Below are 20,316 nucleotides of genomic sequence, written 5' to 3'. Positions count from 1 at the left end.
TGAGTGCGGGGGATCCGCATTCCCCTATCGGGCGAAATGGGGGTCCGATGCGACCGGATCACGGCGAATCGGCCATCTTCGGGCGACTTGACCGCGAGGCGACGCGTGGGTGTCGAGGGGGTTGCGGAGCGCGGGATACGATGGGCGGCCCACCGTGGCGAAGGGTGTGGTGCATGACGGCGGAGCCGCAAGTCCCTCCCATCGTCCACCATGTGACGGACCGGCTGATGCGGGCCCACCCCGCCCTCGACGAGGTGCTGGTCCGGCAGGCGACGCTGACCGCGTACGAGGAGCTCAAGTACGCCCGGGTGCGCACCTATCTGCCGGTCCTGATGGAACGCCGGGCCCGGGACCTGCTCGCGCTCCACGAGGGCGACTGAGGATCCGCCGGCCGGGGCATGGCACGGCCGGCCGCCGCGGGGCGGACGGCATCGTGACGGACCCTCCGTCAGTCGTGCGGGCCCTTCCAGCGGGCCGGCGGGGCGCCCGGAACGTCCGGTGTCGCCGGGCGGTCGAGGCGGCTCGCCTCATCGGTGTCGGCGGCCCGGGTCGTCCCCCGGTCTCCCGCCACTCCCGCCTCGCGGTCCGCGCCCTCGGGTCCGGCCTTGTCCCCGGCCCGCGCGCGGCGCTCCCGGCGCCGCGTCTCTTCGTCGTCCCGGCGACGGCCCTGTTCGCGGCCGGGTTGGCCGCCGTGTCCGTGGCCGTGTTCGTAGCCGTGCAGGGGTACGCCGCCCGCGCCGCCTTGGTCGTCCATGGCGTGTCCCTTTCCTTCCCGGTCATCCGTTTCCCGTTCGCCTGGCGCGTGCCCGGCCGGGCACGCCGGAAACCTCGGGGACCGGCGCCCCGGCTCGCACCGGCCGCTCACCTCACCCGCCGGTCAGGGAGGCCACCTCGGCCGCGTAGAGGAGGGCGGGGTCCAGGCCCATGCCGGTGAAGTGGCCCGCCAGCTCCAGGGAGAGCGCGCCGTGCAGCCGGGTCCAGAAGGAGAGGGCCAGATGGAGCGCCTCCGGGGAGGCGTCCGGGTGGCCGGCCGCCCAGTCGCGGTGGCCCGCCAGGTGGGCCTCGAACGCCACCGCGTGCTCACCGGGCGCTGCGGGCACGCCGGACGCGGCGGCCGTGGCGGCGGTGCAGGCGTCGAGCAGGGTGGACATCATCTCCGAGGTGATCGCGGTGGTGTCCCCCGGAGCCTCGTAGCCGGGCACCGGGGTGCCGTAGACGAGGAAGTAGCGGTGCGGGTCCGCCAGGGCCCAGTCGCGCAGCACCCGCGCCAGGCCGAGGAGCCGCGCGGGGCCGGGGCCCGCGTCCTCGACGCCGGCGAAGGCGTCCGCGAGGCTGCGGTAGGCGTCCCGGATGAGCTCGGTGATCAGCTCGTCCCGGTTGGCGAAGTAGCGGTAGAGGGCCGGCCCGCTCAGGCCCATCTGCTTGGCGATCGCGTTGAGCGAGAGGGCGGACGCGCCGGATCCGGCGATCTGCTGCCAGGCCTTCTCCTTGACCTCCGCGCGCACCTGCTGCCGGTACCGCTCGCGGGGGGTCGTCGTACTGTCCGTCATAGGCATGGTGAGAGGCTATCACCAACGGCAAAGGCACTCACTAAGAACACCTCACCCCCTTGACACGGACACCACCGCCGCCCATGCTGGTTATACCTTCTAACAAACACGAGAGCCAGAAACCCATGGAGGTCCTGATGGACACCGTCGAGCGCGTCGAGATCGTTCTGCCCGGCAAGGTCGAGCCGGAGGGCCTGGAGCTCCACCGCGGGCCGGTGCCGGTGGCGGCCGCCGGTCAGGTCGTGGTCGAGATGGAGGCCACGGGGGTGTCCTTCGCCGAGCAGCAGATGCGGCGCGGCCGGTACTACGACCAGCCGGCGTTCCCCTTCGTCCCCGGCTACGACCTGGTCGGCACCGTGCGGGACACCGGCGAGGGCGTCCGCCCCGGTCTGCTCGGACGGCGGGTGGCGGCCATGACCAAGACCGGGGGCTGGGCGAGCCACGTCCTCCTCGACGCCGCCGATGTCGTGGAGGTCCCCGACGGCGTGGGCGCGGTGGCCGCGGAGACGGCGGTCGTCAACGGGATCACCGCCTGGCAGATGCTCCACCGCAAGGCCCGGGTGCGCGCCGGGCAGACCGTCCTGGTCCACGGCGCCAACGGCGGGGTCGGCTCCATCCTGGTCCAGCTGGCGCTCGCCGCCGGGGCCCGCGTCATCGGCACCTCCTCCCCCCGCCACCACGACGCGCTGCGCGCCCTGGGGGTGAGCCCGGTCGACTACCGCGACGGTGACGTGGCCGCCCGGGTACGGGAGATCGCGCCCGGCGGCGTCCACGCCGTCTTCGACCACGTCGGCGGGGAGGGCATCGTCGGCTCCTGGCGGCTGCTGGCCCCCGGCGGCACCCTCGTCTCGTACGGCAGCGCCGCCACCCGCGACGACGAGGGCTCGGGCACGTGGCCGGTGCTGCGGCTCCTGGGCCGGGTGTGGCTGTGGAACGCGCTGCCCAACGGGCGGAGCGCGTACTTCTTCAACGTCTGGGCGGGGCGCGCCTACGCCCGGGACCGCTTCCGGGCCCGCCTGCGCGCCGACCTCACCTCGGTGTTCACCGCCCTCCAGCGCGGCGAGATCCATGCCAGGGTCGCGGCCGAGATCCCGCTGGCGCGGGCCGCCGAGGCGATGCGGCTGGCCGAGTCGGGCACGGTCGCCGGCAAGGTCGTCCTCGTCCCCTGACCGGGCCGCCGCGGCCCGGTCCGCCGCCCGGTGGCCCTCCGACGGCCGTCCGGGAGTCCTATGCCTGGCGGGAGGTGTCGAAGACCTCGTCGCGGGTCGTGGCCAGGGCACTTTCCAGGGCCCCGCGCAGGACCGGCTGTTCGTGGACCTCGCCGAGCACCAGCGGGGGCCGGCAGGCGGAGAGCTCGGACAGTTCGGCCTCGACCAGGCGGCGCAGCGGCTCGCCGCCCGCGGTGAAGACGCCGCCCGCCAGGACCACGATCTCGGGGTCGAGGACGGCGGCGACCGCGGCCAGGCCGGTGGCCACGCCGGTCGCGAACAGCTCCAGCAGCCTGCGATAGGGGCCGTCGGTGTGCTGCGCGGCGCGTCGCAGGAGGGCGAGGGCCGCCGCGAGCTCCGGATCCGGTCCGGGCACCTCCCCCGCCTCAACGATGCCCAGCCGGCGGGCGATCGCCGGCACGGCCTGGAAGCCGGCCAGGTCCTGGTACCCGCCGGTCTGCGCCGCCTCGGGATCGCGCACCAGCGGTGTGCCGGGCACGGGCATGAGGCCGACCTCCCCCGAGCCGCCGGTCCGCCCCCGGTGAAGGCGTCCGCCGAACATCAGGGCGGCCCCGATGCCCTCCTCGTTCCACAGCAGGAAGAAGTCCTCGTACCCGCGGGCCGCTCCGAGCCGCCGCTCGGCGATGGCCACGAGGTTGACGTCGTTCTCGCAGGCGACGGCCATCGGCAGCCGGGCCGCCAGCCGCCCCAGCAGGTCCGGGGAGCGCCAGCCCCGCAGGTGGCTGGGGTAGCGGAGCCGGCCCTCCCTGGGGTCGAAGGCCAGCGGGGCGCCGATGACGACCCGGTGGAGGGCCTCCGGGACGAGGCCGGCCGCGCGCGCGGCCCCCTCGACGGCCGCGGCGACCTGGTCGCTCTCGTCGCCGTACAGCTCCGGCTCCGTCAGGACGTAGGTGCCGGTCGTGCGCCCGGTGAGGTCCGCCACCGCGGCCCGGATCAGACCGGGCGTCACGTCGAGCCCCGCGACGTGTGCCGCCGCCGGGTTGACGGAGTACAGCACGCCGGCCGGGCCCGGGTGTCCGGCGGTGGTGCCCGCGGCCACCACGAGGCCGTCGGCCTCCAGGCGGGACAGCATGAGCGAGGCCGTCGGCTTGGACACGCCGGTCAGCCGGCCGATCTGCGCCCGGGAGAGCGGACCCCGCTCCAGCAGGACCTCCAGGGCCGCCCGGTCGTTGATCGTCCGCAGGACCCGGGGCACGCCGGGGCCCGGTCCGTTCCTCATGCTCACCCGAGTACCCCGAGCCCTCGTCCCGCGTCAGTGACCTTCTCCCCTCCATGCTACCGAGCGTGATCAACGCGGAGACCCGGCACGGCACTTGGGCCCGGGACACGGGAACAAGGGGAACAATGGGGCCATGGACGAGCTCTGGCGGCCCGGGTACCCGATCGACCTGCGCACGGACGGGCAGCGCCGCAGGGAATCCGGCGACCCCCTCTCGCCCGACTTCGAGCAGCAGGCGGCGCGCGTGCTGGCGCGGTCCACCGGTGCGTGCGTCCGCCTCCAGGACGACGGGAGCAGGGACCGGATGCCGGACATCTCCCTCGGGTACGCCGACGGGCGCGTCGGCTTCGCCGAGGTGTGGAGGGCCTTGGACGGCCGGCACGCCGCCGTGGCGGCCACCCTCGGTCAGGAGCCGGTGCTGTCCGCCCCCGGACTGGGACGGGAGTGGACCGTCCGGGTCGACCGGAACTTCCGGTTCAAGGACAGGGACGGCCGTGGCCACCACGTGTGGGTCCCCGCACTGCTGGCGGAGTTCGAGGCCGCCGGACAGTTCTACGAGTTCGTGCCCCGGCCCGACAACCTGGCGGTGCATCCCGGCCCCCTGGCCGGGCGGGCCGGCCGGCTGGGCATCCGCGGCCTGGCCTCCCGCCCCGTCCGGGAGGGCGGCGGGGGGAGCGTCAGGTTCGTCCCGTGGGGCGTGGGGGGCCGGGCGCTGGACGACCCGGAGGCCTTCCACGCGTGGGTCGACGGCGAGGTCAACGCGGACAGCGGGCACATGCGGGGCAACCGCGAGAAGCTCAGGGCGGCGGGCGGGGACGAGAGCCACGCGGTCATCGGCGTGACCGTGACCACGCCGTGGGCGGTCCACCGGGCGCTCAGCGCCGACGGCGCCCTCCCCCGGCGGGCCCCCCGCCTGCCGGCGGAGTTCACCCACCTCTGGCTCATCGGGACCGATCCGGCCGACCGCGCCCTCGCCTGGTACCCGGACCGGGGGTGGTTCGATCCCGCCCGCTGCTGGGCCACGGACTGACGGGCGGTGCCGCGCGCTCCCCGCCCGGCCCCGGCACTCACAGCCGGAATGCGCCCGGTGTGCGGTGCGGTTTACACGGGGTGTCCGTGGGGCGTGACGGCTCGGTAACGCGGGCTTCCTACGGTCTCGGTCGTGGGGCGCTCCCCACTCCCGCCGCGGCCCGCCCGGACCGCGCGGGGCGAAGCCTGTGGCCCGGGGAGGGAGTCTCGGTGACGACGCCGGATGCGGAGAGCGTGCGTACGGTCTGCTCGTACTGCGGCGTCGGCTGCGGCATCGTGCTCGACATCGGCCGGGACGCCGCCACCGGCCGCAGGACCGCCGTCCGGGTCTCCGGCGACAAGCGGCATCCGGCGAACGCCGGGCGGCTCTGCACCAAGGGGTCCACGAGCGTGGACATGATGGCCGCTCCCGGGCGCGCCACCACCGCCCTGATCCGCGCCGAGCGCGGCGGCGAGCCGGCCGAGGCGGACGTGGACGCGGCGATCGAGGCCGTCGCCGGGCGGCTGCGCGCGGTCCTGGACGAGCACGGCCCCGACGCCCTCGCCTTCTACGTCTCCGGACAGATGTCCCTGGAGGCGCAGTACCTGGCGAACAAGCTCGCCAAGGGCTTCGTCCGCACCTGCCGGATCGAGTCCAACTCCCGCCTGTGCATGGCCGGCGCGGGCTCCGGCTACAAGCTCTCGCTGGGCGCGGACGGGCCTCCCGGTTCCTACCAGGACTTCGACCGGGCCGACGCCTTCCTCGTGATCGGCGCGAACATGGCCGACTGCCATCCGATCCTGTTCCTGCGGATGATGGACCGGGTCAAGTCCGCCGGGGCGAAGCTCGTCGTCGTCGATCCGCGGCGCACGGCGACCGCCGAGAAGGCCGACCTGTTCCTCCAGATCGAGCCGGGCACGGACCTCGCGCTGCTGAACGGCCTGCTGCACCTCCTGGTGGAGAACGGGCACACCGACGGGGCGTTCGTCGCCGAGTTCACCGAGGGCTGGGAGGAGATGCCCGCCTTCCTCGCGGACTACCCGCCGGCGAGGGTGGCCGAGGTCACCGGCGTCCCGGAGGCGGACATCCGGCAGGCCGCCCGGTGGATCGGCGAGGCGGGCGAGTGGACGAGCTGCTGGACCATGGGGCTCAACCAGTCGACCCACGGCACCTGGAACACCAACGCCCTGGTCAACCTGCACCTGGCCACGGGAGCGATCTGCCGTCCCGGCTCCGGCCCGTTCTCCCTGACCGGCCAGCCCAACGCGATGGGCGGGCGCGAGATGGGCTACATGGGCCCGGGACTGCCCGGGCAGCGCTCGGTCCTCGTCGAGGAGGAGCGCGCGTTCGTCGAGGAGCTGTGGGGCATCGAGGCGGGCAGCCTGCGCGCCGGGGCGGGGCGCGGGACGGTGGAGATGTTCGAGGCGATGGCCGCCGGGGACATCAAGGCCTGCTGGATCATCTGCACCAACCCGGTCGCCTCCGTCGCCAACCGCAAGACCGTCATCGCGGGCCTGGAGGCGGCCGAACTGGTCATCACCCAGGACGTGTTCGCCGAGACGGAGACGAACGCCTACGCCGATGTGGTGCTCCCGGCCACGCTGTGGGCGGAGTCGGACGGCATCATGATCAACTCCGAGCGGAACTTGACCCTGGTACGGGGCGTCGTCGATCCGCCCGGCCAGGCGCTGCCCGACTGGCAGCTCATCGCCCGCGTCGCCGGGGCGATGGGCTTCGCGGACGCCTTCGCCTACGAGAGCTCCGAGGAGGTCTTCGAGGAGCTCAAGCGGGCGTGGAACCCGCAGACCGGCTGGGACCTGCGGGGCATCACCTACGAGCGGCTGCGCGAGACCCCGGTGCAGTGGCCGGCCCCGGCCCGGGGCCGGACCTGCGACGCCGGGGAAGGCGCGGGCGCGGGTGCGGGCGCGAGCTCTGGCCCATGCGGCGAAGCCGGGGCCGGGGCCGGGGACCGCAATCCGATCCGCTACCTCAACGACGGCGTCAGCCAGACCCTGCTGGAGCGGGCGGACGGCACCCGGCCCCGGCTGGCGTTCCCCACCCCCTCCGGCCGCGCCCGCTTCTTCGCCCGCCCGCACCTGCCCGCCGCCGAACTCCCCGACGACGACTACCCGTTCGTCCTGAACACCGGACGCCTCCAGCACCAGTGGCACACCCTCACCAAGACCGGCAAGGTGCCCAGACTGACGAAGCTGGACCCGGGGCCGTTCGTCGAGCTCCATCCGGACGACGCCGCGGCCATGGGCGCCCGGGACGGGGACCCCGTCGAGGTTGCCTCCCGGCGCGGGCGCGCCGTCCTGCCCGCCGTCGTCACCGACCGGGTGCGCCCCGGGAACTGCTTCGCGCCGTTCCACTGGAACGACCTGTTCGGGGAGTACCTCAGCATCAACGCCGTCACCCACGACGCCGTCGACCCGCTCTCGTTCCAGCCCGGGTTCAAGGCGTGCGCCGTGGCGCTGCGCGTGGTCAAGGAGGCCGTTCCGGTGCCCGCCCCCGCCCCCGCCTCCGCTGCCACGGTCCCGGCCCCGGCCGCGACCGCCGGGCAGGGCGGCGGGGCGGCCGTGGCCGTCTCCGCCCTCGCCGGTCTCTTCGGACTGCCGGACCTCACGGCGCCGACGCTGACGGAGCCGGAGCGCCGCTACCTGTCCGGGTACCTGTCCGGCCTCGCGCAGGCACCCCCGGGCGGCGTTCCCGTACTCCCCGCCGACGCGCCCTTCGCCCCCGCGACGGCGCAGTGGGTGGACGGTGTGCTGGCCGGCATGTTCTCCCGTACCGCGCCGGCCGCGCCCGCCGGACCCGCCGCGCCCGCCCGGCAGCTGATCGTGCTGTGGGCCTCGCAGACCGGCACCGCGGAGGAGTTCGCCGCCGCCGCGGCCGCCCGCCTCACCGAGGCCGGCCGCACCCCGGCCCTGCTCGCCATGGCCGCCACCACCCCCGCACGGCTCACCGCCGGCACCGACCTGCTGATCGTCACCAGTACGTTCGGCGACGGCGACAGCCCCGACAACGGCGCCGGCTTCTGGCAGGGCCTCAGCGCCCCCGACGCCGCCCGGCTGGACGGACTGCGCTACTCCGTGCTGGCCTTCGGCGACTCCGCCTACGAGGACTTCTGCGGGCACGGGCGCCGCCTGGACGAACGCCTCGCGGAACTCGGCGCCACCCGCCTGTACCCGCGTACCGACTGCGAGCCCGACTACCACGAGGCCGCCGCGCGGTGGCTCGACCGGGTCGCCGCCGCCCTCGCCGAACCGGCTCCCGGGCAGGCTCCCGCACCGGCTCCCGTGGCCGCCCCCGCCCCCGCCGCTCCCCCCGCCGGCTCCTCCAAGGACGCGCCGTTCGCGACCCTGCTCGTCGGGAACCGGCTGCTCAGCCTGCCCGGATCGCAGAAGGAGGTACGCCGGTTCGCCTTCGACACCCGCGGCGGCGAGCTCGCGTACGAGGCCGGAGACGCCCTCGGCGTGTGGCCGGCCAACGGCTCGGAGCTCGTGGCGGAATGGCTCGCCCTCACCGGCCTCGACCCCGACGAGCGGCTCGTCCTCCCCGACGTCGGCGACATCGCCCTCGGCGAGGCCCTGCGGACCCGCTTCGACCTGGCCCGCATCACCCCGGACCTCCTCAAGTTCGTCGTCGCCCGTACCGGCGACCGCGGCCTCCAGCGGCTGCTGCGCCCCGACAACAAGGGCGAGCTGGCCAAGTGGAGCTGGGGGCGGCAGGCCGCCGACGTCATCGGCGCCCTCCCCGTCCGGGCCGCCGCCGCCGAGTGGGCCACCGTCCTCAAGCGGCTCCAGCCCCGCCTGTACTCCATCTCCTCCAGCCCCCTCGCCCACCCCGGCGAGGTCCGCCTGACCGTGTCCGTCGTCCGCTACACCAACGGCCTGGGCCGGGACCGCAAGGGCGTCTGCTCCACCTACCTGGCGGACTGCGCCGACGACGGCCCCGTCCAGGTGTTCGTCCGGCGCTCGCCGCACTTCCGGCCGCCCGCGGCCTCCGCCACCCCGGCGATCATGATCGGCCCGGGTACCGGTGTCGCGCCGTTCATCGGGTTCCTGGAGGACCGGCGGGCCAGGGGGCACACCGGGGCCAACTGGCTGTTCTTCGGGGAGCAGCGCGCCGCCACCGACTTCTACTACCGCGAGGACCTGGAGGCCTTCCTGGCCTCCGGCCACCTGGACCGCCTCGACGTCGCCTTCTCGCGCGACCAGCGCAACAAGGTGTACGTCCAGGACCGGATGCGCGAGCACGGTCCGCGCCTGTGGCGGTGGCTCCAGGACGGCGCCCACCTCTACGTCTGCGGCGACGCCGGGCGCATGGCGAAGGACGTGGACCGGGCGCTGCACGAGATCGTCGCCGCGCACGGCGCCATGACCGGGGAAGCGGCCGCCTCGTACGTGCGCCGGCTGGCGGCCGACAAGCGCTACGTCCGCGACGTCTACTGACCGGCCCCGCGCCCCGGTGGTCCGGCCCGGCGGGTGCTCCCGTACGGGAACGGCGTGCGCGGCCCGGAGCGGACGATCGCCTCGCACAGGCGACCAAGGTGGGCAAACCCCTGTCTGACTCCGGCCGCGAGTGGCAGTCTCTACTCCTCGGATACGTCGTCCTGGGGGGGATCACACGTGAGGGAGCCGGGAACGGGCATGGGCCTGCGCGGCCGCAGCGGCATCCTGTCGCTGGTCGACACGTGCCTGAAGGAGGATCCGGCGGCCGAACGGCCCCTGACCATGCTCCTGGGCCCCGCCGGCAGCGGGGCCAGCGAGGCCCACAGCGCGCTCATGGAGCACTTCGGGCCCGACTACCCCTTCGCCTTCGTCAACTTCGGCGGGGCCCAGTCCCTGCTGCCGCGCTACGCGCTCGGTCTCCTGGCCCGCCAGCTCGAACGCCGGCTGCCCCGCTACGGGCGCTCCCACTTCCCGCTGCTCAGCCTCGGCCTGCTCGCCTCCGACCAGGAACTGCGCATGCGCAGCCTCGCCGAGGGCCGGCGGGCGGTGCAGCGCCAGCTCGACCGCTTCCAGGAGGAGAACGAGGCCCGGCACGGGGACTACCTGGCCGCCTTCTTCGAAGTGGGCATGGGCGCGGTCGGCATGCCCGAAGGTGCCTCGACCGCCGCGCTCGCCCTGTTCCAGGACGCCCTGCGGCGCGGCCGCCGCACCGTGCCCGGCCTGTTCGGCGGCAAGCTGGGCAACCGGCTGACCGCCGGGGCGCACTGGTACGGGCGCCATCCCATGACCCGCAGCGCGGACCCCTGGGAAGCCCTGGTGGAGCTCAACCTCTGGCGCCACGAGGGTGACGAGAACCAGCAGGAGCGGCTCGACCTGGTCCTGTTCTCGGCCTTCCTGGAGGACCTCAGACGCAACACCGCCCGCAACTTCATGCCCCGCTCCTACCTGCTGCTCCTCGACAACTCCCACACCGAGTACGGGCGCCGCTTCCTCGACCTGCTGCTGCGCTCCCGGCACGACGAGACGGTCGTGGCCGGGCGCACCGGCGACCCGCTGACCGTCGTCGCCAGCTCCAACCGCTGGCTGCCCCGCTGGGGCCCGGCCACCGGGGACTCCTGGCCCTGGCAGTTGCGCGGCCCCGACCGGGCCTCGCTGGCCGACTGGGACGCCCACCGGCCGACCCGGGACAGCGAGGACACCTGGTGGTACCCGTTGCGGCTGCGCGACCTCAACCTGGACGAGGTGCGGATCCGGATAGAGCTCCAGCTCGGCGGCAACAGCGACCTGGCCCCGCTGACCCGGCTCACCCCCTTCGTGCACCGGCTCACCGGCGGACTGCCGCGCGCCGTGCACCAGGTGCTCGACGTACTGCGCCAGGCCGGGCCGCCCCCGGACTCCGGCCCCCAGCAGGACCGCTGGCTGCGCACCCTGCCCGACCGGCCGCTGCGCGCCGGGGAGGAGTCCGCCAGCCTCGCCGACACGGCCCTCGGCCACCTCCTGCGCGACTTCGACGGGGCCCAGCGCGCCGTCCTCACCGAATGCGCCGCCACCCGGGACTTCTCCGTCGCCACCCGCCTGCTCAGCCCGGACGACTCCCTGTTCGGCGAGATCCGCTCGCGCTGGCTGCTGACGGGGCCGGTCGCCATGGTGCCCGTACTCCATCCGTGGCTGCGCCGGCTGCTCCTGTGGCGGCTGGCCGCGCGCCCGGAGGGGTGGGACGCCGTGCACGAACTCCTCGCGGAGTACTACCGCACCGAGGGCAAGCCGACGGTGGAGATGTACCACCAGCTCGCCCGCGGGCGGACCGAGGAGGTCACCGCCCACCTGGCGCGGCGCTTCACCGCCGTACCGGCGGCGCAGTGGATCTCCGAGTTCGACGCGATCACCGCCGCTCCGAACCGGCTCCCGGCCGACCGCGGGCCGCTGGAGCTCCTCGGCGGGCTCGTGCCGCGCCGGCCCGGGGGCGTGCGGGACACCGAGTCCGTGATCCACACGCTGGTGACCACCCGGTGGGTGTGGAGCGATCCGCTCGCCGATCCCGCCATGCGTCTGGGCGACATCATCGCCGACGGCTACACCCAGCTGTCCCAACTGCGGAGGAACGACATCGTGGCCCTGTTCAACGAGGCGGAGCGCTACCGCCGCTGGCGCGATCCCCAGACCGCCGGCTGGGAGGGCTGAACCCGTGCCGAGACTCGAATGGCCGCTGCACGTCGTGCGCCGCGTCGCCCTCGCCACCGCGGCCGCCGTCGTCCTGGCCGCCGCGCTCTGGTTCGGTGTCGGCTGGCTTCAGGACCGCAACGCCAGATGTGCCGACGGGGTCGTCGAGATGGGCCCGGGCAACGAGTGCGTGGGCGTGACCGACGGCGCCTACGTCTTCGCACCGCACCTGGACGCCGTCACCCGCAAGATCGAGGAGGAGAACCGCCGGGTCCTCGCCGAAGCGGACAAGGAACCGTACGTCAGCGTCGCCTACTTCACCTCCTTCACCGGAACCTCCGACGACAGCAACTCCGCCGAGGGCGTCCGGCACGAACTCCAGGGGGCCTACCTCGCCCAGTACCGGCACAACCGGGGCGACCTGGCCGCCACGCCCAAGATCCGGCTGCTGATCGCGAACCCGGGCAGCAGGTCCACGCAGTGGAAGCACACCGCCGACGAGCTGATCGCCCGCAAGGGCGCCCCGGACCGGCTCGTCGCGGTGGCCGGTCTCGGCCCCAGCAACGAGGAGAACCTCGCGGCCATAAGGCGCCTGTCCGACCAGGGAATCGCCATGGTCGGCGCCACCGTGACCGCCACCGACATCCAGGGCATCGGCACCTTCGTGCGGATCGCGCCGACGAACGAGGACGAGGCCTACGCGGGCGCGGCCTACCTCAAACGGCGCGGCATCTCCACCGCGGTCGTCATCCAGGACGTGGCCCAGGGGGACCTCTACGCCGCCACCCTGGGCACCGCCTTCACCAAGGCGTTCCAGGACGGTGACAAGCACCGGCTCGTCGCCGAGCGCATGACCTACGACTCCTCCGTCAGCAGCGCATGGCAGAACGAACTGCGCTACATGCCCGGGCAGTTGTGCCAGCAGCATCCCCAGCTCGTCTACTTCGCGGGCCGCGGCCAGCACCTCACCCACTTCCTCGACGCGCTCTCCAACCGCAGTTGCACCGACCAGCAGTTCACCGTGTTCACCGGGGACGACACCACCAACCTGACCCCCGAGCAGCTCGCCCACGCCGCCGAGACGGGCATCGAGGTGCTCTACACCGGCCTGGCCCACCCCGACATGTACCGCACGGCGCCGCAGGCGGTGTCCGTGCCGTCGGCGAAGAACTTCCAGCCGGGCGGACTGCTGGACCAGTGGTTCCCGCACGATCCCCGCGAGGACGGCGGGGCCCTGATGGGCCACGACGCGGTCCTGGCCGCGGCCCACGGCATCCAGATGGCCGCCCGCTGGCAGGGGCAGGTCGTCGGCGACGCGGTGGCCCGGATGTTCCACCAGATGGACGGCACCCAGCAGGTGGCCGGGGCGAGCGGTTTCATCTCGTTCCAGAACAACGGGAACCCGCGCAACAAGGCCGTCCCGATCCTGCGCCTCAGCGGGAAGGGCCAGGTCGAGTTCGTCGAGGTCTCGGCGGCCGAGGGCAAGCCGCCCACCGGCCAGTGACCCTTCCGGCGGCCTCCGGGGGCCGTTCTCGGGGCCCGTCCGGGTCGTAGGTCCCCCGGGGAGGGGGCGGACGGCCCGGGGCCGGGCTCCGGGGGGCGGGCAGGAACAGGGTTCCAGCCCGTGCAGACCACAGAAGGGAATCGCCGTGCCCGTTCGCTCCGCAGCGGCCGACGCCACCACCGGCTCCGCCATCCGGAACGCGCCGCCGGGGACGGCGGCCCCGCGCGCCCTTCCGGACGGGGATCCCGGGCTGCCCGTGGTGCGCCGGCCCGGCCGGCTCCCGGCGCACGACGCGAAGGAACTCTCCCGGGTCTTCTTCGCCCGGCTGGCGGTCCTCCCCGAGGGGACGCCCGAGCACCAGTACGTCCGCAACACGCTCATCGAGATGAACACGACCCTGGTGCACTTCGCCGCCCGCGCCTTCCGCGGCCGGGCCGGGAGCCCGGCGGGGGCGGGCACGGAGATGGAGGACGTGGTCCAGGCGGGAACCATCGGCCTCATCAAGGCGATCGACCGCTTCGAACCCGACCGCGGCGTCGAGTTCTCCTCCCTGGCCCTCCCCTACATCACCGGGGAGATCAAGCGGCACTTCCGGGACACCACCTGGGCGGTGCGCGTCCCGCGCCGGCTCCAGGAACTGCGCGTCGAACTCGCGAAGGCCCGCGACGCCATCACCGCCGCACGGGGGCGCGCGCCCACCGTCAGGGAGCTCGCCGACCGGCTGGGCCTGGACGAGGAGGAGGTCGTCGAGGGGCTCGTCGCGGCCAACGGCTACGCGACGGAGAGCCTGGACCCGCCGGCCCCGGCCGCCGAGGAGCACGGCCCCGCCCGCGCCCTCCAGCGGCAGCCCGTCGCGGAGGACACCCCCCGGGCCATCGAGCTGTTCGAGAACCTCCACGCCCTCGGCCCGCTGCTGGCGCGGCTCTGCGCACGGGACCGGGAGCTCCTCCACCTCCGGTTCGGCCGGGAGATGTCCCAGTCGGAGATCGGCGCCGCGCTCGGGGTCAGCCAGATGCAGGTCTCCCGCATGCTGACGCGCGTCCTCACCGGCCTGCGCACCGCCCTGCTCGACACGTAGCCGCCACGGCGTCCACCCGGCCGGACGGGCGGCCGGCCCTCTCGGACTCTCGGACGGTGCGCCCGGGGTCCTCCCGTGCCGGCCGTTCAGGCCGACGGGGAGGGGCCTCCGCTGGGCCGCCAGTGGAACTTCCCGCCGCCGACCCAGTGGACCTCGTCCGGGTCGTCCAGGTCGTGCACGGTGATCCCGGCGGCGGTCGCGATCAGCAGCACGTCCGTCATGGACCGGGCGGTGCCGACGAACTCGCCGTCGATCTCCACGATCCGGAACGGCTGGTCGCCGTGCTGCACGCCCAGGACGGTGACGCGCGCCGGCGCCAGGTAGGGACTCGCGCTCTCGGTCATGCGAAGCTCGCCTCCGCTTCCAGTTTCCCTCGGGCGGGCTTCCCGTGCTTCCCGCACGCGGGCTCCCGCACGCTGAGGGCGGGGGCGGACCTCCCCGTGCCGTACACGTTCCCAGATCGGGCGCCGCCCGGCGCGGCGAAGGTCCCGCCCGGCCGCCGGCCCGGCGGTCAGGCGGCCGGGCCCGGGCCGAGGTGGCCCTCCAGCCAGTCCGCGGCCGTGCGCCGGTAGAGCCTGCGGTTGTCCGCCCGCAGGAACTCGTGCCCCTCGTCGCGCAGCGTCAGCTGCCGCGCCGGCACCCCCCGCTCGCGCGCCGCGCGGACGAACTGCTCCGACTCCGTGGGCGGCACGTTGGTGTCGTGTTCGCCGTGGACGGCCAGGACGGGCGCCCGCAGCCGCTCGACGCGGCTCATCGGGGACAGCGCGCGGAGCAGGTCCCGGTCGTGTTCGGGATGGCCGTACTTGGCGGCCGCTGACCGCGCGATCCACGGCTCCGTCCCCGCGAAGAACGTGCCGAGGTCCGACATCCCGCAGACGGCGACTCCGGCGCGGAAGAGGTGCGGGTGCCACACCAGGGAGGCCATGGTGAGGTAGCCGCCGTAGGAGCGGCCCATCACGCCCAGGCGCAGCGGGTCCGCGTAGCCGAGTTCCACGACGTGCGCGGCGCAGTCGGCCACGTCGTCGATGGCGGCGAAGCGGCCCGCGCCGAGGTCGGCGTCCACGAAGGAGCGTCCCCAGCCGGACGAGCCGCGGACGTCGGGGGCGAACACGTCCAGGCCCCGGCCCAGCAGCTCGTGGTAGAGCGGGTCGAACACCGGCCGCTCCTGTTCCTCGGGGCCGCCGTGCAGGTGGATCACGCAGGGGGCCGGACGGCCGGGACCGTGCCCGGGTGCCCGGTAGTACCAGCCGCCGAGCACCAGCCCGTCGCGGGCCCGGCAGCGCAGGGGCACCGGCCGTACGGGGGGCCGCCCGGGCGGGACGGCGTCGGCGTCGCGGGCCGACCAGGGGGCGCGGGCCGGGACGAGGCCCCGGTCCAGCTCCCAGATGCCGGGCCGGCGCCGCGATCCCGACAGGGCGGCGAACAGTCCGCCCTGCTCCAGCGGGGCGATGCGGGTCACCACCTCGTGGGGCAGGTCGGGGCGGTGGCGCGGTCCGGCCTCCTCCCCGGCGGCGGCCGGCAGGCCCGTGCGCTCCAGCCGGGTCGTGCCCTGCTCGTTCCAGGCGAGGAAGGCCCATCGCCCGTGGGCGGGGACGCTCAGCAGGTCGAGGCCCGAGTCCTCGCGTCCGGCGGCGACGGACAGCTCCCGGCCCGTCCCGTCCGCGTCGAGCCGGACCCGCAGGAGGGCCGCGAACTCGCGCTCCGCGTCGCTGCGCAGCCAGAGCGTGCGCGCGTCGGCGGAGAACCGGCCGATCCAGGGGTCCCCGTCGGCGACGTGCAGCGCGAAGGCGGTGCGGCCGGACGCGATGTCGAGGACGAGGGCCTCGCGGTGGCCGCGCGGGCCGCGGCGCAGGAGCGCGAGGCGGCCCTCGGCGGTGACGTCGCACACCCGCAGGGAGGCGGCTCCGGCCTCGGAGAAGAGCAGGACGGGTGCGTGCGTCCCGTCCGGGTCGACCAGGTAGGCGGTCAGCGCGCCACCGGCGGCGTCGCCGTCCGGGCTGGGTCCGGGCTCCTGCTCGGGCGCGGGTGGCGGGCCGGGGGCGCCGAGCAGGGTCGCGGGCCCGTCGCGGCCGGGCGGGGCGGCTCCGGGGGCCGTCCCCCGCTCCCCCGGCGGTGCGCCCGTGTCGGCCGGCAGGTGCCCGGGGCCGCCGTGCCCGGCCCCGCCGGCGGGGGGCTGGGCGACGGTGACGGCGAGGGCGGCGCCGTCCCGGGTCCAGCACCCCAGATGGGCCGAGCTGCCCGGTTCCGCCCCGGCGAGGACCTGGCGTCCGGTGCCGTCCGGGCGCACGGCCAGGACCCGGGTGTGCTCACCGCCCCCCGGCGCGGTGGTGTAGGCGATCCAGCGCCCGTCGGGCGACCAGGCGACCTCGGTGACCGGATCCGGGCCCCCGTCGAGGGCGTGGGCCCCCGCGCCCCGGGCGGGCCCGCTCCAGAGCTGCGGGACCCCGGCGCGGTCGCAGATGAAGGCCACGTGCTCGCCCGTGGGATCGGCGGAGGGGTACCAGCATCCGTGGACGGTGAGGAGGGTCGGCGGATCGCCGCCGCCGTGGTCGGCCAGCCGGACCGGTCCGGGGGCCGGCCGCGTGCGTTCCGGGGACATGGGCGCCTTTCCGGGGCCGTCGGTTCCGGGTGGGGGTACGGGTCGTCGGGGGCTCAGCCGATGCCGTGGGCCTGGAGCCAGATTTCCAGGGTCGCCACCTGCCACAGGGCATTGGCCCCGCGTTTCGTCCGGTGCCGGTCGGGCGCCGAGAGCAGCTCCGCCACCCGGCCGGGGTCGAAGGTGGCGCGACGGCGGGCTTCCGGGGCGGTCAGCGCCTCCCGTACGCGGGCCAGTACGGGCGCCGCCATGTGCCGGACCGCCGGCACCGGGAAGTAGCCCTTCGGACGGTCGACGATCTCCCTGGGAAGGACCGTCCGGCCGACGTCCTTGAGCACGGCCTTGCCGCCCTGCGCGAGCTTGAGCTCCGGGGGGCAGGCGGCCGCGAGCTCGACGAGTTCGTGGTCCAGGAACGGCACCCGGGCCTCCAGGCCCCAGGCCATCGTCATGTTGTCGACGCGCTTGACCGGGTCGTCCGGCATGAGGGCGTGGACGTCCATGCGCAGGGCGGCGTCGAGGGCCGTCTGCGCTCCCGGCGCGGCCATGTGGGCGCGCACGAACTCCGTCGAGGCGTCGTGGGCGGGGGCGAGGTCCGGGTGCAGGAGCGCGGTGAGCTCGTGGTGCGTCCGGTCGAAGTAGGCGTCCGCGTAGGCGGCGGCCGCGTCGGGGCGGTCGGCGGCGGCGATCGGCGGGTACCAGTGGTAGCCCGCGAACACCTCGTCCGCGCCCTGGCCGCACAGCACCACCTTGACCTCCTTGGCGACCTGCTCCGCCAGCATGTGGAAGGCCACGGCGTCGTGGCTGACCATCGGCTCGCTCATGGCGCCGATCGCGTCCTCCAGCGCGGCGGGCAGCCGGTCGGAGGGGATCAGGAACTGGTGGTGGTCGGTCCCGTACCGGCGTGCGACCAGGTCGGAGTAGTGGAACTCGTCGCCCGCCTCGCCGTTCTCCGCCTCGAAGCCCATGGCGAAGGTCGCGAGGTCCTCCCGCCCCTCCTCGGCGAGCAGGGCCACGATCAGGCTGGAGTCCAGCCCGCCCGACAGCAGGACGCCCACGGGCACGTCCGCGACGGTGCGCCGCCGTACCGCGGTGCGCACGGCGTCGTGCACCGCCTCCCGCCACAGCTCCGGGTCCTCGCCGAGGGCGGAGTGGCGGGTGTAGGCGGGCTGCCAGTAGCGGTGGTCGTGCTGGGTGCCGTCCTGTTCGACGACGCGTACGGTGGCGGGCGGTACCTTGCGCACGCCGTTCAGCACGGTGCGGGGCGCGGGGACCGTGCCGTGCCAGCTCAGGTACTGGTGCAGCGCCACCGGGTCGAGGGAGGTGTCGACCCCGCCGCCCGCCAGCAGGGCGGGCAGGGTGGAGGCGAACCGGAGCCGGTCCTCGTCCTGGGTGACGTAGAGGGGTTTGATGCCCAGCCGGTCGCGCACCAGGACGACGCGGCCCGTGTGGTGCTCGACCACCGCGAAGGCGAACATGCCGGTCAGGAACTCGACGCAGTCCGGGCCCCACTGGCCGTACGCCTTGACGACGACCTCGGTGTCGGAGTCGGAGAAGAACTGGTGCCCGTACCCCTCCAGGCGGGCGCGCAGCTCACGGTGGTTGTAGACGCAGCCGTTGAAGACGGCCGTGAGGCCCAGCCGGGCATCGGTCATGGGCTGGGCGCCGCGCTCGGAGAGGTCGATGACCTTCAGGCGGCGGTGGCCGAGGGCCACGGCTCCCTGGGACCACGCGCCCCTGCCGTCGGGCCCCCGCGGCTCCATCGCGTCGGTCATGCGTTCGACTGCGGCCAGGTCGGGGCGCCGCCCGTCCCACCGCACCTCCCCGCTCAGGCCGCACACGGCGCACCTGCCCGGGGTCGTGCGGCGCCCGGGCGGGGGCGTCGCCGCCCGGGCCCGGTCGTCACCGTCCGAGGAGTCGGGGAGGGCTCTGCCAGGTACCTCATGCTCTTTCACTCCTACGCCCGACCGGCCCGCACTACGCGGGCCGGGCCACCGGGCGGTCGACATGCGGGGCGCCTGCCCGCCCCACGCCACATCAACCGACCCCGCCCCCGACCGCCCCCGCCTTTACGCGTCCAGGGCGGCCAGGCCTTGCTGCCAGCGGGTGCGGCGCTCCGCCGCGCTCTGTTCCCACCACGGGACGCCGCGCTCCCCCAGCGCCACCTTGGCCGTCTGCACCCGGTCCCGGGCCGCGCGCTCGGCCTGCGGGTCGTCGGCCCGGCGGGCGGCGCCGACCGCCCGCCGGGCCGCCATCAGGTGGACGCGCAGCCGGGCCCCGGCATCGGCCGGGACGGCCGGGTCCGTGGCGCGCCAGCGGCGGCCGCCGATGACGACGTGGTGCCCGTCGGGGGTGAGCGGCGGCCCGGGTTTCGTGGTCACCGCCTGCGGCTGCCCGCGCCCGGCCCGCTCAACCCTGCGCATCGGCCGCGCCGGTGACCAGGCCGAGCAGCGCCGGCAGCCCGCCGTCCGCCAGGGCGCGGCGCTGCCGGTCGGCGGGGGTTCCCTCCCGTCGCAGCCGGTGCACCAGGGCTTCCACCTGGCGGAGGTCGCCGGCCTCCTCCAGCACGGGCGTGAGGTGGCCGAGCAACGAGTTCAGGACGTCGCCACCGCCGCGGGCCCGGCCCTGCGGATCGAGCAGGGCGGAGTCGAGACCGTACCGGGCCGCGTGCCAGTTCCCCGCCTGCGCCGACTCGGACGCGGCCGGCGGGACGGGGGGCAGGCCCGCCTTCTCCTCGGCGATCGCCGTGGCGACGAGCGCGCGGACGACACCGGCGAGCATCACGGCGTCCTCGGCCCGCAGCTGTACGTCCAGGCAGCGGAGCTCGACCGTCGGGTAGCGGTCGGACAGCCTGGCCTGCCAGTACACCTGGGCGCGGTCGCCGATGACTCCGGAGTCCACCAGCGCTGTCAGCCGGCGTTCGTAGTCGGCGGGGCCGTCGAAGTGGGGCGGCGGCCCGCTGACGGGCCACCGTCCGAAGACGATGGTGCGCCAGCTCGCGAAGCCGGTGTCGCGGCCGTCCCAGAGGGGCGAGTTCACGGACATGGCCAGCAGCGCAGGCAGCCACGGCCGCATCCGGTTCAGCACCGCCACGCCCGTCTCCGCGTCGGGGACGCCCACGTGCACGTGCATCCCGCAGATCAGCTGCTCGTCGACCAGCTGCCGGGCCGCGCCCTCCATCCGCAGGTACCGGGGCGTACGGGTGACCGGGACGGGCACGGCGCCGCGCAGGGGCGCGGCACCGGTCGCCGCGATGCGGCAGCCGTTGGCCTCGGCCGCCGAGGCCAGGGCGTGGCGCAGCCGGAGGAGATGGCCGCCGACCTCGTCGAGCGTCCAGCACACCGGGGTGGCCACCTCGATCTGCGCCTGGAGCAGCTCGTCCTGGACCTCGTCCTGCCCGGCCAGGGGCCCGAGACCGGCCGTGCGCCGTACGTCCTCCACGAGCGGCAGCGGCAGGCCCGAGACCGGGTCGACCAGCAGATACTCTTCTTCCACTCCCAGGGTGATCACGGAAGGCGGC

Annotated in this window: 15 protein-coding genes; 7 read left to right on the top strand and 8 right to left on the bottom strand. The window is 75.0% G+C overall.

What is annotated here, in order from left to right:
* Window positions 1–173 precede the first annotated feature (173 nt).
* The gene (locus ACFYYT_RS13125; protein WP_351828735.1) at window positions 174–380 is read left to right on the top strand and encodes a three-helix bundle dimerization domain-containing protein; all 207 of its coding nucleotides are present in this window, start codon (window positions 174–176) and stop codon (window positions 378–380) included.
* A gap of 68 nt (window positions 381–448) precedes the next feature.
* Here ACFYYT_RS13125 and ACFYYT_RS13120 read toward each other — a convergent pair whose 3' ends face one another.
* Both ACFYYT_RS13120 and ACFYYT_RS13115 read right to left on the bottom strand, forming a co-directional pair.
* Window positions 449–754, bottom strand: coding sequence for a hypothetical protein (locus ACFYYT_RS13120; protein WP_351828737.1), 306 nt, complete (start codon window positions 752–754; stop codon window positions 449–451).
* A gap of 112 nt (window positions 755–866) precedes the next feature.
* Window positions 867–1,556, bottom strand: a complete 690-nt coding sequence (locus tag ACFYYT_RS13115; protein WP_351828739.1) for a TetR/AcrR family transcriptional regulator — start codon at window positions 1,554–1,556, stop codon at window positions 867–869.
* Between the two features lie 131 nt (window positions 1,557–1,687).
* Here ACFYYT_RS13115 and ACFYYT_RS13110 point away from each other — a divergent pair, with 131 nt between their 5' ends.
* Window positions 1,688–2,719, top strand: a complete 1,032-nt coding sequence (locus ACFYYT_RS13110; RefSeq protein WP_385319730.1) for a medium chain dehydrogenase/reductase family protein — start codon at window positions 1,688–1,690, stop codon at window positions 2,717–2,719.
* Window positions 2,720–2,777: 58 nt separating this feature from the next.
* On the opposite strand, the gene ACFYYT_RS13105 is transcribed toward ACFYYT_RS13110, so the two are convergent.
* Window positions 2,778–3,998, bottom strand: coding sequence for an ROK family transcriptional regulator (locus ACFYYT_RS13105; protein WP_351828743.1), 1,221 nt, complete (start codon window positions 3,996–3,998; stop codon window positions 2,778–2,780).
* A 133-nt stretch (window positions 3,999–4,131) separates the two neighbouring features.
* Between ACFYYT_RS13105 and ACFYYT_RS13100 the strand changes: the two genes are divergently transcribed.
* From ACFYYT_RS13100 to ACFYYT_RS13080, 5 genes are all read left to right on the top strand, one after another.
* A complete protein-coding gene (locus tag ACFYYT_RS13100) occupies window positions 4,132–5,028 on the top strand; it encodes a hypothetical protein (protein ID WP_351828745.1) in 897 nt (298 codons plus the stop codon).
* A gap of 209 nt (window positions 5,029–5,237) precedes the next feature.
* On the top strand, window positions 5,238–9,461 hold the full coding sequence (locus ACFYYT_RS13095; RefSeq protein WP_351828747.1) for a bifunctional nitrate reductase/sulfite reductase flavoprotein subunit alpha: 4,224 nt from the start codon (window positions 5,238–5,240) through the stop codon (window positions 9,459–9,461).
* 177 nt (window positions 9,462–9,638) lie between these two features.
* Complete coding sequence (locus ACFYYT_RS13090) at window positions 9,639–11,642, top strand: hypothetical protein (RefSeq protein WP_351828750.1); 2,004 nt, start codon at window positions 9,639–9,641, stop codon at window positions 11,640–11,642.
* Window positions 11,643–11,646: 4 nt separating this feature from the next.
* A complete protein-coding gene (locus ACFYYT_RS13085; protein ID WP_351828752.1) occupies window positions 11,647–13,125 on the top strand; it encodes a branched-chain amino acid ABC transporter substrate-binding protein in 1,479 nt (492 codons plus the stop codon).
* 145 nt (window positions 13,126–13,270) lie between these two features.
* On the top strand, window positions 13,271–14,203 hold the full coding sequence (locus ACFYYT_RS13080) for a SigB/SigF/SigG family RNA polymerase sigma factor (RefSeq protein ID WP_388607780.1): 933 nt from the start codon (window positions 13,271–13,273) through the stop codon (window positions 14,201–14,203).
* An 86-nt stretch (window positions 14,204–14,289) separates the two neighbouring features.
* On the opposite strand, the gene ACFYYT_RS13075 is transcribed toward ACFYYT_RS13080, so the two are convergent.
* The 5 genes from ACFYYT_RS13075 to ACFYYT_RS13055 form a co-directional block, all read right to left on the bottom strand.
* Window positions 14,290–14,547, bottom strand: coding sequence for a hypothetical protein (locus tag ACFYYT_RS13075; protein WP_351828755.1), 258 nt, complete (start codon window positions 14,545–14,547; stop codon window positions 14,290–14,292).
* 167 nt (window positions 14,548–14,714) lie between these two features.
* The gene (locus ACFYYT_RS13070; protein WP_351828758.1) at window positions 14,715–16,802 is read right to left on the bottom strand and encodes a prolyl oligopeptidase family serine peptidase; all 2,088 of its coding nucleotides are present in this window, start codon (window positions 16,800–16,802) and stop codon (window positions 14,715–14,717) included.
* 53 nt (window positions 16,803–16,855) lie between these two features.
* Entirely contained in the window at window positions 16,856–18,637 is a 1,782-nt protein-coding gene (locus ACFYYT_RS13065) for an N-acetylglutaminylglutamine amidotransferase (protein WP_351828761.1), read from the bottom strand.
* Window positions 18,638–18,865: 228 nt separating this feature from the next.
* Window positions 18,866–19,177, bottom strand: coding sequence for a hypothetical protein (locus ACFYYT_RS13060; RefSeq protein ID WP_362125233.1), 312 nt, complete (start codon window positions 19,175–19,177; stop codon window positions 18,866–18,868).
* A gap of 28 nt (window positions 19,178–19,205) precedes the next feature.
* Window positions 19,206–20,306 (bottom strand): glutamate--cysteine ligase, encoded by a 1,101-nt coding sequence (locus ACFYYT_RS13055; protein ID WP_351826230.1) that lies wholly within the window; start codon window positions 20,304–20,306, stop codon window positions 19,206–19,208.
* Window positions 20,307–20,316 lie beyond the last annotated feature (10 nt).

The organism is Streptomyces sp. NPDC002032 (assembly GCF_042890765.1).
In the GTDB taxonomy this organism is placed as follows: Bacteria; Actinomycetota; Actinomycetes; order Streptomycetales; family Streptomycetaceae; genus Streptomyces.
This window is presented reverse-complemented; position numbering and strand designations above follow the sequence as displayed.

Coding starts and splice junctions, on each gene's coding strand:
- ACFYYT_RS13115 (WP_351828739.1), bottom strand. CDS start 1,556: ATGCCTATGACGGACAGTACGACGACCCCCCGCGAGCGGTACCGGCAG.
- ACFYYT_RS13120 (WP_351828737.1), bottom strand. CDS start 754: ATGGACGACCAAGGCGGCGCGGGCGGCGTACCCCTGCACGGCTACGAA.
- ACFYYT_RS13100 (WP_351828745.1), top strand. CDS start 4,132: ATGGACGAGCTCTGGCGGCCCGGGTACCCGATCGACCTGCGCACGGAC.
- ACFYYT_RS13125 (WP_351828735.1), top strand. CDS start 174: ATGACGGCGGAGCCGCAAGTCCCTCCCATCGTCCACCATGTGACGGAC.
- ACFYYT_RS13070 (WP_351828758.1), bottom strand. CDS start 16,802: ATGTCCCCGGAACGCACGCGGCCGGCCCCCGGACCGGTCCGGCTGGCC.
- ACFYYT_RS13105 (WP_351828743.1), bottom strand. CDS start 3,998: ATGAGGAACGGACCGGGCCCCGGCGTGCCCCGGGTCCTGCGGACGATC.
- ACFYYT_RS13075 (WP_351828755.1), bottom strand. CDS start 14,547: ATGACCGAGAGCGCGAGTCCCTACCTGGCGCCGGCGCGCGTCACCGTC.
- ACFYYT_RS13110 (WP_385319730.1), top strand. CDS start 1,688: ATGGACACCGTCGAGCGCGTCGAGATCGTTCTGCCCGGCAAGGTCGAG.